Here is a 14371-nt window from a genome sequence, read left to right as displayed (position 1 = left end):
TTTTCAAATCAAATTCCCGTTCTTAATGGTCATAATCGTTATAAAAACCTAGTTAGCTTAATTAATATTTAATAGTTGTGAATATTATATATCGTTCGAATTAATTGTCAAAGCTTTTTATCACTAATTAATTGTGCTGGTTAGCAAGGCAATGTTGTCCCACGACAATTAGGGCACTCAGCGCTAGCCCGCCCACCATGAAGGGAATGAAATCAAGTCCAATACTAAACCATGGAATGTGGAGTAAACTCCACCTATCCAATGATTGCACCAACTTAAACTGATGTAAAACCGGGGGTAAGGTGTGAAAGAAATCCAGACAAGCCGGTCCCATCACTAAAGTTACCGTCACTCGATAGAAAACCACGTTCTGACCAATCCAGCGATTCAAAAGCCCTAACAAGATTACCGTAATTGCGATCGGATAGAGCAAACTGAGGATGGGGGCTGAAAAAGCAATAATCTGTTCCAAACCAAAGTTTGCAATTATAAAGGCAATCAAATTAGCCCCTAGCAAAAATTTGTGATAACCGATGTTAGGAAAGCGATTGCCTAAATCCTGAGCAAAGGAAGTCAATACTCCTACGGCGGTCGTCAAACAAGCTAAAAAGGTCAGGGCAGCTAACAGAGCAGCTCCCAAAAAACCAGTGTAATGCTGCATAATTTGCGTAAAGGCGGTTCCCCCATCAGGACTAACCTTTCCATAGCTTAAACTTAAGGCTCCCAGGGCAATTAAACTTACATAAATCAATGCTTCAAAGCCCATTGCACTCATTCCAACTTTGACAACCTCAAGCGCAGGCGGCTGTTTCTGTTTCAAATAAACGCGCATTGCCGCAATAATAGTCACCCCAAATCCCAGTCCCGCTAGAGCGTCCATGGTATTATAACCTTCCAAGAATCCACTAATTAGAGACGGCGTTCCCTGTCCCGGTTGAGAAACCAAGGGTAGTTTGGTCAAGTCACCATTGATAATGAAAGCTACAAAAAATAACAGAATCAGTAATGTAACAAATAACGGATTTAGAATTTGACCAACACTTTTAATGATACTGGTCTGTCGATATGCTAAGGCAATGATTAACGCAAAGAAACATCCAGAAAACAAAAACAACGCTATCGGAAGCCACGTTTTAGGAACAAACGGCTGCACCCCCATGGTAAAAGTTACCGTGGCAAGCCGCGGAGACCCAATTAGCAATCCCATCGAACCGTGGGCCGCCATTAAAAATAACAGTGAAAAGATGCGACCCACCGGCAAAACCAGTTCGTACATGCTACTGCTCTTAGTGAGACTGAGTGCAAAAATTGAAAACAATGGTAGCAAGATGGCTGATAATAAGAAACCAATGGCCGCCGGAAACCAATTTGGTCCAGCAATTTGACCTAAATGGATTGGAAAAATCAGATTACCAGCTCCGAAAAACAGTCCAAACAACAGTGAAGCTAAAACAAGATGCTGTTTCCAGGTAAGTCGTGCATTTTTTGTTTCCTGCTTCATAATCAAACTCCTTTAAGTTTTGAATTTATTATAATGAAATAAAAAACGTCCTCATTCGCTAAGCGAACAAGGACGTTAAAAACGCGGTACCACCTCGTTAAAATCGATGCTAACTAACCCACCGATCATCTTACTAAATACGGCTATTTCCCTGCACTTTGTGACGTGGCTTGCAAACAAAAAACGTCCCTAACTGTGTCAATGACACAATCAGGGACGTTCTCACACGTGTTACCACCCATCTTTCCGTTTCCTTTAGAAAACGGCTCTAAGTACAGTTCAATAACGATACTCGTTTGCGATAATGGGCAATCCCAGCAATCACTATTAAACCTTTCGCAATTGCAACTTACAGTTGATTTTCTTTTGTCGCAAAACATTCTATTGCACCAAGCTAGAACTCTCTGGGAATCACGAACAAAATACTTGACTGAGCTTCGTTTTTGTTTTATTTCTTTATAATTATCTATGATTTTACGTATTTATTAGCCTTTGTCAACAATTTTTTTATCTTTTCATGAAGTTGGTAATCTTTATAGTTACAAAATACTAATTTAGTTCAGCGTGACTACCCCACCTACTTGTAAGGAGCACCCATCTTTTCAGGCATTTCTGGTTTACTTTTCATCGACTAACAGCTAAAATAAACAGGTTAAACATCCAGCAAAGGAAGTGGAAGCATGACCTTCGAAGAATTAAAAACGTATGCACAATTATTTTATCGAGAAAATCATCAGCTGGATCAGCAACTCCAGACGCAAACTTTTCGAATTAAAAACATTAAATCCTACCAACATGTCAAAAATGATGATGGTAATACTACCGACTGGACTGATAACATGGTCGTTCTTTTGCACCAATTAAGTCCCGTCATTGGCAAAACGTTTGGTTATCAGTTTGATTTTAAAAACCGCAAAATGTATCTATACTTTCCACTCGATCAAAAAACAACGGTTGCTGATTTGCAGGCGCATTTACCCCTTGTTGATGTAGAAACGATCGTTGCCGATGACAGTTCTTATCTGGCTACGATTAATATCGCTAAAGCAAATGATCGCTATGACTATGCGGCAAAGCTGTTTGCTGAAAATCCGCTTGCAGATCTTGATCTAAGCAACCTAGATGAGGATGCCAAAAAGAACCCAAAAGCTGAGAATCATGAACCAGCAGAAGCCAATAATGATCTCAATCTCAACATTGAAACTATCGATACCTCGATTGATGCAATGCAAGAATTAAATGATTTAACGGGACTAGAGGAAGCCAAAAAACAGATTATTGACATGATTGCCATTGCTAAAATGAACCAACTACGCGAAAAACATGGCTTAAAAACCCCAACGGGAATCAGTAAACACATGGTGTTCGTGGGTAATCCCGGAACCGGAAAAACCACGGTAGCCAAACTATTTGCCGCCATCCTCTTTCAAAATGGGATTATTAGTGATAATAAATTAGTTAATACCGATCGCTCGGATTTAGTCGGACACTATACCGGGACTACTGCCGACCGAACTAAGCGCGTTATCGAAAATTCGCTTGGAGGAGTGCTATTCATCGATGAAGCCTATCAGCTCTCCCATCCAGACAGCCCCACTGATTTTGGTCATGAAGCTATTGATCAGCTCATCATTGGAATGGAGAATCATCGCAAAGATCTGATTGTGATTCTAGCTGGCTATACCGATAAAATGGAAGAATTTCTGAATGATAATCCTGGACTTCGTTCCCGAATTCCTAACCGAATTTACTTTGCAGACTATCAGGTCAAGGAACTGGTTCAAATTTTGTTCAACATGATTAAACATGAGGGCATTGTTAAATTGGAGGATCCAGTTTATTTGGAAACTACCGTCACTGCCTATATTACTAACCATCATCCTAGTGGAAATGCACGGTGGGCACGTAATCTGTATCAGGCAATGTTGCAAATGCAAGCTCGGCGAGTGGCCTTTCAAAAAAATCCAACCAAAAAAACGCTGGAAACCATTACAAATGATGATCTTAACCAGGCTCTCGCTGCTACTCCAGCTGATTAACCAGAAATCTGTTATAATTAAATATTATCCACTACTTACAAAAAGGAGTTCACCATGAAAATTGGAATTTTAGGTGCCGGTAGTATGGGTAGTGCCATTATTCGCGGGCTAACTACTAACTACGATGCCGATCATATTTTTGTTAAGATCCATCACGAATCAGCTGCGCTAGCCTCTTTTCAAAAAGAACTTGGCTTTCACTTTGCAGAAACAGCTACTTTGAGTGAAGTAGACATTTTATTTGTGGCAACGCCAGCACCAACTACGCTGACAATTTTAAAGGATCTTCCCCTTGCATCGCACACAATCATCATTTCCGCCGCTCAGGGAGTGGCTCCAGCAGAGATTCAAAAACTGTTTCCTCAAAACTCCGTGCTAGCCATTATTCCTAACATTCCGGTCGCCGTCAATGCGGGGACGATTGCCTTAGAAAGATCCCAAACGGCTACCCCCAAAGACCAGCAAACGGCTATGAAAGTGTTGTCCAGCCTAGGTTCGGTAAACACCGTTGCCGCAGAACAGCTTGGAATTTTAGGGACAGTTGCGGGCTGCGGTCCAGCCTTTGTCGATATCTTTTTAAGCGCCCTCGCAGACTCAGCCGTACAAAACGGCTTAGATCGTAAAACCGCCTATCAGGTCGCTGCTAGTATGGTTGCCGGCAGTGCCAAAATGGCCTTAACCACTGGTACCAATCCAGCAATTTTAAAAGATCAGGTTACTTCTCCCGGTGGATCGACCATTAAAGGGGTGCTTGCCTTAGATCGACACGGGTTTAGTAATGCTGTCAATGAGGCTATCAACGCAGCTAACGAATAGTTGATTTTATCATTGTAAATATAAAAAAGGGTAATTAGTTGTTCAAACTAATTACCCTTTTTTTATAAATCCTAATCTATTCAATTAATTCTTTATCCGGGCTGCTCGTCTTCGAACGAACCATTTCCGCGCTTCCTCTAATAGCACCAAGGGAACCGGAATGCAGGCTAAGAACAACCAGTCAAGTCCATTCAATGGAGCAGTGCCAAAGAGGCTCTGAACTCCTGGTGTGTACGCCAAAAATGCTAACAGCAAAATTTCAAAAATAATTCCACTGATAATCCGATGGTTTGAGAACACCCCGACTCGAAACAGTGACGTCGTTTCAGTTCGGCAATTTAGAACATTAGCAATTTGTGAAAAGACAATTGCCGCTAGGGTCATGGTCGTAGCCATTGCATAAACTTTTCCGGTGCTAGCTAGGGGTACCTGTGGAAAACCAAATTGCCAATTAACAAAGAAATACCCTCCCGTTGAAATCAACGCTCCCAGCAAACCATAATATCCAAAACTTTTCCATATAATTCCCGGAGTTAACAAGTGGGCCGTCCGTGCTCGGGGTGGTTGGTTCATTACCCCCGGTTCACTTGGCTCAGCGCCCAAACCAAGGGCCGGCAGCATATCCGTCCCTAAATCAACCGTTAAAATCTGCATCACTGTTAGTGGCAAAGGAATCAAGCCTCCGGAAGCCAAGAAGAGCAGTGAAGGAAAGGCTTCGCCGACGTTACTAGTGAAAATATACGTCAGAAATTTTTGAATGTTTTTATAAACGGTGCGTCCTACTTCAATGGCAGCAACAATCGAAGCAAAGTTATCATCCGTCAAAATCATATCCGCAGCTTGTTTGGCAACATCCGTCCCGTTCAATCCCATTGCAATTCCAATGTTAGCTCGCTTTAAGGCGGGGGCATCATTAACCCCGTCACCAGTTGAGGCAACAATCTCACCGTTAGCTTGACACATCGAAACAATGCGATACTTATCTGCCGGTGCCACTCTTGCAAAAATAACTTCGTTTTTAACCGCAGCTTGTAATTGGGCATCACTCAACTGGGCCAGTTCTTCTCCAGTAATCACTCGGGCTTGATCCGAAACAATGCCGATTTTTACAGCAATACTTTTCGCCGTCAGAGCGCTATCACCAGTAACCATGATGATTTTAATGTGAGCATTTTGACATTTTTGAACGGCCTGATAGATTTCTGGTCGAGGAGGATCTTGCATTACCGCTAAGCCAACAAAGATCAAATGCTGTTCAGCGGTGGAAATCGCATACTTCCCCTGATCAGCGTCAGTTGCTTCTCGATAAGCAAAGGCCAGAGAACGAAGCCCTTGAGCCGCGTAATCCTGATTGGCCTGTTGTAGTCGTTGCTGATCGGCAGCTGTTAGTGGGCGAACTTGATTGCCATCTAAAATCCGATCACAAACCGGAAGCATGGTTGACAAAGCTCCCTTAACATAAATCAAGTCAGGCGCGTTGGTCTGTTTTTGGATCGTCGTCATTCTTTTTCGATCTGAATCAAATGGCAATTCCGTCAAACGCGGTGCTGCCTGTTGTCGCTCAGGTAAATTTAATCCAGCCTTCGCAGTTACAATACAAAGTCCTGCCTCCGTCGGTGTTCCTAAAATTTTGGGGGCTTGCTTACCATCAGCTTCACTGACGACCTGCGTATCATTATTTAACAACGCAATGTCTAGTAACCGATTTAAATCAGGGTGCTGCGCTAACTTCACCGGTTCTTTTTGGAATTGAATTTGACCATTGTTAAAATAACCCGTCCCGGTCACCGTAAACTCCTCTGCTGGCAACCAGAGATGGGTAACGGTCATTTGATTTTGCGTTAGCGTCCCTGTTTTATCAGAACAGATCACGCTCGTTTCTCCCAACGTTTCAACACTGTTTAAACTCTTTAAGAGTGCGTGTTTTTTTGCCATCTCCTGGGTCCCACGCGCTAACGAGAGCGTCACCGTTGGCAGCAAGCCCTCGGGAATAAAAGCAACAATCATCCCAAGCGCAAAGATAAAGGCTTTTGCGACGGGATAATGAACAAAGAAAATTGCAAGAATAAAAAATCCAAGTCCAATTAGCAATGCAATTACAGATAGCTGCCGCGTTAAACGATTAAGTTCGTTTGTCAGTGGTGAAACCATTGAACTTTGTGCTTCGGTCAAATGGGCAATTTTACCAAACTCCGTCTGCATTCCTGTAGCAAGAACTACCGCCTGAGCTGTTCCAGTGGTAACCACCGTGCCTGCGTAGATAATGTTTGTAATCGAAAACTTCCCATCCCCATGTTGATAGGTAGATTTTTTAGCAACGGGCACAGACTCGCCCGTCAATGAAGATTCATCAATTTGTAAATTGGCAGCTGATAAAACCCGCGCATCAGCAGGAACTGCATCCCCTGCCTGAATTTCTACCACATCACCTGGAACCACGTTTTGTACTAGAATAGCTTGTTGGTGGCCATCACGAAGGACGTTAACAGTGGTTGGCAGCATCTTACTCAAAGCATCCGTTGCTTTTTTAGCTGCATGCGCTTCCCAGTATGAAAACAGACCGTTGATAATATTAACTGCCCAAATTGCTATTCCTAATTCAACGGTTCCTGATACCATGGCAATTAACCCCGAAACCCATAATAGGCAAGCCATGAGCGAAGTGAAATTTTGTAGAAAATCAAGCAGTCGGTTAGTATGCTGACCACTTTCGATTACATTGGCACCATCAGTTTGAAATCGTTTTTGTGCCGTTTGCGTATCCAAACCGGTCGTTACCGATGTTTGCAACTGTTGTTCCAACTGGGGGATTTCCAATTGCGCAGCTACATCATTAGTTGGTTGACTCATCATAGGACTCCTTGCTGTTTGCTAAGTTAGCTTCAAGTATCGTAATCCCATCTTAACCCTTTCCAACAAAAAAACAATTTGTAAAATTAGATTGTTGATAGTTGCAGTCTATCATCCAGCTGGGTATCATCCAAGGCTGCCAGTTGGTTGTAAGTTTCGACTAAAAATGATGCCGGCCGAGTGCCAGTTTTAACAAGTGCTCGTTCGGCGGCTACCGGCAGGATTCCCGTTGCCAAGGCTAGGTCATAAAGACTCGTTGCTTGTGAAATTGCAGTGGCTAAAATACCATCTAGCACATCACCCATTCCAACATTAGTTGCTAACAAACTTACATCATTGTGCACTTCATACCCATTGACTCCATCAGTAATGATGTCATGAGCGCCTGATAATACGACTCGACACCGTAGCTTCTGGGCGGCTTGTTTGGCAATGGTTGAAACCTTAACCTCACCAGCTCCCGCATCGATTCCATGAATTTGCCAAGCAATTCCCGCTAGCTGAGCAATTTCCGCGGCATTGCCACGTATCGTATCTACCTTGACTTGTTGCAAAAGCTGCTGGGTACGCTCTGTTCGAACGGATGAAGCCCCCACCGCCACTGGATCAAAAACTACCGGAAGTTGATGTTGATTAGCGCTTCGACCCGCTGTAAGCATATCTAATTGTGCCGTGGGACTGGTCGAGCCCAAATTAAGAGTAACGGCCTGAGCCAACTTAGCCAACTCAGCTACCTCGAGTGGATCGGAGACCATCATGGGGGAACCCCCTAAGAAATTAATTCCATCAGCAACCCGTTGCGGCGTAACTTGATTAGCAATATTCAAAACAATTGGATTATGCTGTCTAATTTGTGCGATTAGATTACTGGTCATGAAAACCTCCTTGGAGTTTTAAAGTTCTGATGGTCGTCGCTAACTTTGAACTGGTCGTAATTGCTGAAATCACTGCTACCCCAGCAATTGGGATTGTTTTAAGTTTCCAAACATTGCGTTCACTAATCCCACCAATTGCCACGAGTGGTAAATCAGTCTGTTGAACCATATCCATTAGCCCTGACGTCCCAATGGGAGCTTTAGCATCTGACTTTGTTTTAGTCGCAAAAACTGGTCCGACCCCAAGATAGTCAATGTATGGTAACAACGAGCGACTCTGATTTAGTTCAGTAAAATCATGAACTGATAGGCCAACCATTAAATTAGCTTGTTGTTTCTGCTTCAATGCGGGCCAAGGATCAGTTTGACCAAGATGCAGTCCCTCAGCCCCAACGGCTTGTGCCAACTTAAAATTATCATCGACAAAAAGTGGAACTTGCTGGGCAGCTGTCAAACGATGTACCGCCCGCCCGAGTTGAACCTGTTCAGCAAAAGTCAAGCGACTTTGATCCTTTTCGCGAAACTGGACCGCCGTGACCCCCAAACGAACGGCTGCAGCGACCACCGCCAACAACCGATCTACTCGATAATCCACGTTCGCCGTCCCAATCACTAGATAAACTTGCAACATTTCTGGTTTAAATTTCATCATGCGCACTCCATCCCCCATGATTTAATGGACCGTGCCCATGACCAAGCACTAATGGTTTCTCGATGATCATTTCCAAATAAGCGTGGGCTCGTTGAATGGCTGTTGAAATTCCCAATCCTTGAGCTAAAAATGCTGTTATCGAGGCAGACAAAGTATCTCCCGTTCCGTGCGTTCGCTTAGTTTTGACTCGTGGAGCGGTCAACCAAAAATCATCCCCGTTAGCTAACCTTACATAGTCCTTAACCAGCGGACCTGATCCGTGTCCGCCCTTAATAATCACATTTTTTGCTCCTAACTGCTGAATCTTCTTAGCCGCACTTAACCGGTCAGCCTCAGAAATAATCTGTTGTTCTGCTAACAACTCTGCTTCTGGTAAATTAGGCGTAACGATCGTCGCTTGCGGTAGCAACTGGCTTTTTATCTTTCTAATCCCCGCTGGTGTCAATAAGTGCGCTCCGCCTTTAGCAATCATGACCGGATCGACCGTTAGATTGGGTAATCGGCTCCACTGCAGTTCGTCAGCGACCATTTGTACATGTTCCGCATCAAACAAAGCTCCTGTCTTAACGGCTTGAATATGAAAGTCGGCTAAAATCGAAGCAAACTGGCGCGTAACAACCTGCTTTGGTAAGGGATACTGCCCCTGGACTCCCAAAGTATTCTGGGCCGTTATCCCAACTATAACGTTGGTGCTAAACGTCTGACATGCCTGCATCGTTTTTAAATCTGCTTGTAATCCGGCCCCACCACCAGAATCACTACCGGCAATTGTCAATGCCGTTGGATATTGCTGTATCATGCTACTCCTCCATTGCTTGCGTAAAAAAGGCATTTTCATATTTACAACTGGCTTCAAATCGTTGTAAAGCATGAAACTGCTGGTAGTCAGACTTGGTTTGTCCTTCATTCACAAATAGTTCAATCATTCGTTTTGTAAAATAATCAGCTTTTGGTAAATAAAAATCAATCCAAGCAGCAAAAGGATTACGGTGCACAACAGCTTGTTGCTGCTGCAGTTCGACCGCAAGCTGCGTGTAGATAAGTGGACATGCCAACAACGCCGCTAATCCCTGCCAAGCGTTTGCTGTAATCGCCGTTTGAATATGCTGCAAGTAGGCCCTAGTTGTCGGTAATTCAATTACCGTCCCTTTCATCAATTGGGCATTATCAGTCTGAAGAAATGCTAATAATACTTGGTGAGCCCGATTTTCAGTGTCAATCGCATGGATAGTTGTCGCTAACAGGTCTGGAGCAAGGATTCCTAAAACTTGTTGGTAATTTGTTAAGTACTTTTGCAGATAGAGATTATCTTGTTGGACATATGTTGCTACTGCTGTGCTGGGCAATGATCCAGCCGCAATGCCTTGCACAAATGGATTCCTACTGATATCTACTAACTGTTTTGCTACAATTTGTTGCAATTGTCTTTGTAATGAAGTGATTGGTTTTGACATGTTAATTCCTCCCTTAATTTTGTTCAAATAAAAAAGCCTTCAGCACGAGCTGAAGGCTAATAAAGATGACAAAAGCTAGTCAGAATTATTGGCTAATTAAAGAAAGTTTCCTGCGATAGTGCGAACTATATCAGGTTCAATGGGTATAATCTCAGCTCGTGGCACCCCAACTTTTATTTGAATACCATCAGTCTAACCGATTTTTACCCCCAAGACAACCTTAGATTTCACCGACGATATTATTGTAATATTCTACTTTAATATCATCAGGTTCAATTATTAATTTAGTGATGCTACCGTTCTTGGCCGCATCCCCTTGATCAAGTTCTGGAGCATACCGATCAACAATCGAACGAATCGTCATCCCATGTGAAACAATCAGAATTTGTTGCCCCGCTTTTGTATTCGAACGGATCCGGTCAAAGCCGCGATCCAATCGCTGCCAAAACCGCGCATTATCCTCGGCGTTATTATACAAATCAGCTTTAGCGATTAGATCCCGAGCTCGCTCCAAACCAAAGTGGTTTAACACGCCTGATTCATTGGTAATTTGGACTTGTTCACCCACAAATTGCCACATTTGTTCTAAGTTCTCTCCCTCAAAGTACCCATGAAACTGCTCTCGTAATTCAGGGAATTGATAGGTGATCACGTTGATTCCGTTTGGATTTTTAGTTAGAATTTCTTGTCCTGTAGCGATCGCGCGCCCAGAGTCACTGGTAAAAGCTGCATCAAAATTAATCGTTGCTAGTCGGTCCCCAGCCGTACGTGCATCTTGAATCCCCTTTTCGGTGAGCGGTGAATCAATCCACCCCTGAACCTTATTGTAGAGATTAAGATACGTTTGTCCGTGCCGTACTAGATATGCTGTAACTGCCATTTCTAATCCACTCCTCTCTTATTTTGATCTTTAAACCACCACCAAAAGCCAGCAGTGGCTACAAGGCCGAGCGCACTGATCAACATTCCTAGTCGTAATCCTGGAGTTTGATACTTAAAATGAAGTACATGGTTTCCAGGAGTCAAGTGAACACTCATCAAGCCACCAACTGTTTTCTTTATTTTAACAGGTTTTCCCCCGTCCGTAAGCTGCCACCCACGATCATATGGCAAACTAATCAGCACTACTGGTCGCTTAGTCGTAGTTTTAATCGTCCCCTTAAAATCATGACCTTTTAATTTCAAACGCTCCGGATGTGAGATTTTAAGCCGATAAGGATTTGTTGCAGTCACATATCGATCAAAGCCTGCATCATCAAAACCAACTAAATTATTCTGAAGGTTCGCAAGTTTCGTACTTGAATTAAATTGAATTGTATAAGTCTGCCCTTTGGCAAACTTACCAACCGGAATGATTTCAGCTCCTAGTTGATGTTCCGACGTTTTTAATCTGCGTCCATTTACTTTGACAGCTAAAGGCTGATTAGGACTACTGGTTGGAATAGCTAAGTACTGTTTCCCAGTTATTCTAGGGGTTGTTTTAACTGTATAGCGATAAATTCCAGCTTGTTTTTGAACTTGTGCCAACTCAATTTGATTGGCTAAGAAATAGTTGTTGGTTCGCCCCTGTTCTTTTTGCACCAGCTGGTTTAAATTAGTAAAAACCTGATTTGAAACGGGATGATAGGTATTGATTTGCTCAGAAACGGCATAACCTAATCCACGATTACGCGCATCATGGTGGACCCGATAGCTCCCATCCTGTTCAATCACCAAACGCTGATCCAGTCGCAGCAATTGCTCAGTTACGGGCGTAACACCGTTCACACTGATTCTTCGCTCATTGCGACTATACAAGCCTAGCTGTGCCAAAGCATCATGAGTGTTCTTATTCATTGATGAGGTATAGCTATTTACTCCAAAAAAATTAAACAAGAGCGCATCGTTATATTGATTATAGTTAATATTGAAACTGGCTTTATATAAACGATTATCTAAATTTGTCCGCCCAAAATCTTTCTGATGACCCGTGTGGCGGTCAATAATTTTTTTAGATTGCTGAAAAGCAGTTGCAAATCGGTGCTGCTCGCCATACTCATCTGTTCCTCCCAGCGCCATCGAAAAATTGGTTCCCAGCTCCAGGCTGACCCCGAAAAGCAACGCCAATTTCACCAAAAACGAAGCGCGGTGCGATGCCTGATACCACAACAACATCCCAATAAAAATTATCAGTAGCAAGGCTACTAATAAATGCCAGTGGTTGGCACCAACATAGGTGAACTTCCAATTCGTTACTCGTACGATAATTTTCTCTAAATAGGCCGTTAAATAACCAGCTAACAACAAAGAAATCGTCAGCGTAATTGCCTTTATCAACGAGCTACGGTCATAAAAAGCCCCTGCTTGCCAAGCATCATATCCTAACAAAATTACGACAAAACTCAACATGTAAACTTCGCGAAAAGGAAACCCGGCTGGCATCTGAAACATATGCCACATCGTATCAAAAGTGGAAATCAACATCCCAAAGAAAATCGCACCAACTAACCAAAACGAGGCTCGTTTTCTCTGGCGAGTAATTAGTGGCGACAACCAGTACAGCCACAAGCCCAGTGTAAATAAGCTGCCAACAAAGAGCGCTGGCTCATGATTTAGCCGACTGGCAAAATTGGTAGCGCCCACGCCTAACGCTGTAAATACCGACGGTAGAAACCGAGGAATTGGCAAAAAACTCACTGGGTTCAAACTACTTTTACCAGTTGCCAGCATTCCAATTACCGTTGGAACCAACAAAAAGGCTGCCAAACTAGCTGCCAACAACGAAGCTCCCAGATACTTACATACCAAACGGCGGTGCTGTTTAAAAAACTGAAAAAAACCAGTTTCTGGGCGTTGGTTTAGCAAAATTAAATAGACAAAGTAAATCACAGAATAAAGGCACAACATATATCCCATGTAATAGTTGACCACGATCGTTAGCGCTAAAATCAGTAGATAACTGCCCCATTTTCCCCGATAAAAGAGCCGGTCAAGCGACCACGTTAGCAGGGGAAGGAGGATTAGTGCATCCAGCCACATGAAATCATAAAAATACATTGAAACAAAGCCACACAGTCCATATGATAAACCAGCTAAAAGTTGCATTAGGTTCGCTTGTTTCGAACGAACTTGCAAAAAGAGCTGCATCGATAAACTAATTAGACCAATTTTAATGATAATAATTGCTTCCATTAACAGTGGAACTGCCGTTTCTGGAACAAAGCGAACTAACCAGTTTAAAGGGCTCATCAAATAGTACGTATAAACCGGAAGCGTATTATCTCCCAGGGATAATAACAATGAATAAGCACTGTAAGTATGCTGTACGAGCTGGGTTCGCATAAAGTTAAAAAATGGCAAATATTGAGTGGCTAAATCACTGACCAAAATATTTTTCGAACCAAGCGGAGCAATTCCGTGTAGACCGAAGGCAATAATTGTAATTACCATTGGTAATAGGAAAGCCGCCAACGGATATAGGAACAAGCCCCATTTTCTTTTCATAGGTAGTTTCTCTTTTCTGTCATGTTTCAAAAACTCATAATATTTTTATTCTACTATACAAACCCTTAAATTTCATTGTTATGACTTAAGTTTAATCACTGACTATGTTAAGATAAACTTAATTATGAGGAGGGATTCTATGTTTAGTTCAGAAAGAAGATTTGATCCATTTAGTTTAGTGCTCGGAATTTTATTCGCCGTGATGTCACTGGTGATGTTACGTAACCCCATTGGTTCCCTACGTGCTTTGATCATTTTAATTGCCATTTTGTTAATTGTCGAAGGGGTTTTCAAATTAGCTGATATTTCGGTATTGCAACGAGATCTCGGTCTCAGCCGTGGCTGGACGATTTTTAGTAGTGTTATTGATATCATCCTTGGAATTTTAATTTTCATGCAGCCTAGTTTTGGTGCTGTTTATATCTGGATTTTAATTTCACTATCATTTATCTTTGATTCGTTTTTCGCCTTATGGGCAAGTCGTTTCATTGGTAAGGAACACCGCGGACTGTTTTGGTTTAATGTCGTTCTTGGTGTCATTGGTGTAATTCTAGGCTTTTCATTATTATTTGCTCCTGAAATGGCCATTAGCGTCGCACTTTTCCTAGTATCTTTCTACTTTATGTTCTTTGGGATCTTACTAATTGTTCGTTCGTTTTAAATAGTTAAAGCTAAAAAGCCGAGCACTTTAAAGTGCTCGG

Annotated in this window: 11 protein-coding genes, 1 riboswitch and 1 other annotated feature; of the genes, 3 read left to right on the top strand and 8 right to left on the bottom strand. The window is 42.6% G+C overall.

The window, feature by feature from the left end:
• Positions 1–127: 127 nt before the first annotated feature.
• On the bottom strand, positions 128–1501 hold the full coding sequence (gene brnQ, locus B808_RS02005) for a branched-chain amino acid transport system II carrier protein (protein ID WP_035421607.1): 1374 nt from the start codon (positions 1499–1501) through the stop codon (positions 128–130).
• A 209-nt stretch (positions 1502–1710) separates the two neighbouring features.
• Positions 1711–1948: a binding site (T-box leader), on the bottom strand.
• A 233-nt stretch (positions 1949–2181) separates the two neighbouring features.
• Between brnQ and B808_RS02000 the strand changes: the two genes are divergently transcribed.
• Both B808_RS02000 and B808_RS01995 read left to right on the top strand, forming a co-directional pair.
• A complete protein-coding gene (locus B808_RS02000) occupies positions 2182–3540 on the top strand; it encodes an AAA family ATPase (RefSeq protein ID WP_035421606.1) in 1359 nt (452 codons plus the stop codon).
• Positions 3541–3594: 54 nt separating this feature from the next.
• Entirely contained in the window at positions 3595–4356 is a 762-nt protein-coding gene (locus B808_RS01995) for a pyrroline-5-carboxylate reductase family protein (protein WP_035421604.1), read from the top strand.
• A gap of 84 nt (positions 4357–4440) precedes the next feature.
• Here the strand turns inward: B808_RS01995 and B808_RS01990 are convergent, their stop codons facing one another.
• The 7 genes from B808_RS01990 to B808_RS01960 form a co-directional block, all read right to left on the bottom strand.
• Entirely contained in the window at positions 4441–7206 is a 2766-nt protein-coding gene (locus tag B808_RS01990; protein WP_035421602.1) for a cation-translocating P-type ATPase, read from the bottom strand.
• Between the two features lie 86 nt (positions 7207–7292).
• The gene (thiM, locus tag B808_RS01985) at positions 7293–8081 is read right to left on the bottom strand and encodes a hydroxyethylthiazole kinase (RefSeq protein ID WP_035421600.1); all 789 of its coding nucleotides are present in this window, start codon (positions 8079–8081) and stop codon (positions 7293–7295) included.
• Complete coding sequence (thiE, locus tag B808_RS01980; RefSeq protein ID WP_162257631.1) at positions 8071–8733, bottom strand: thiamine phosphate synthase; 663 nt, start codon at positions 8731–8733, stop codon at positions 8071–8073. The genes thiM and thiE overlap by 11 nt, the downstream gene beginning before the upstream one ends.
• Positions 8720–9532: a bifunctional hydroxymethylpyrimidine kinase/phosphomethylpyrimidine kinase gene (thiD, locus tag B808_RS01975; protein ID WP_035421595.1), complete on the bottom strand. Its 813-nt coding sequence runs from the start codon at positions 9530–9532 to the stop codon at positions 8720–8722. Before thiD ends, thiE begins: the two co-directional genes overlap by 14 nt.
• A gap of 1 nt (position 9533) precedes the next feature.
• Positions 9534–10187 carry a TenA family protein gene (locus B808_RS01970; protein ID WP_035421593.1) on the bottom strand — a complete coding sequence of 218 codons (654 nt, stop codon included), beginning with the start codon at positions 10185–10187 and terminating at the stop codon, positions 9534–9536.
• Positions 10188–10277: 90 nt separating this feature from the next.
• Positions 10278–10366, bottom strand: a riboswitch (TPP riboswitch).
• Positions 10367–10407: 41 nt separating this feature from the next.
• The gene (locus tag B808_RS01965; protein ID WP_009166594.1) at positions 10408–11067 is read right to left on the bottom strand and encodes a histidine phosphatase family protein; all 660 of its coding nucleotides are present in this window, start codon (positions 11065–11067) and stop codon (positions 10408–10410) included.
• Positions 11068–11069: 2 nt separating this feature from the next.
• Positions 11070–13670 carry a YfhO family protein gene (locus B808_RS01960; protein ID WP_035421591.1) on the bottom strand — a complete coding sequence of 867 codons (2601 nt, stop codon included), beginning with the start codon at positions 13668–13670 and terminating at the stop codon, positions 11070–11072.
• Between the two features lie 139 nt (positions 13671–13809).
• On the opposite strand from B808_RS01960, the gene B808_RS01955 reads away from it, so the two are divergent.
• A complete protein-coding gene (locus tag B808_RS01955; RefSeq protein ID WP_009166592.1) occupies positions 13810–14331 on the top strand; it encodes an HdeD family acid-resistance protein in 522 nt (173 codons plus the stop codon).
• Positions 14332–14371: the final 40 nt, after the last annotated feature.

The organism is Fructilactobacillus florum 8D (assembly GCF_000512295.1).
GTDB lineage: Bacteria > Bacillota > Bacilli > Lactobacillales > Lactobacillaceae > Fructilactobacillus > Fructilactobacillus florum.
Note: the sequence above shows the minus strand (reverse complement) of the source record. Positions and strands in the feature narration are given on the sequence as shown.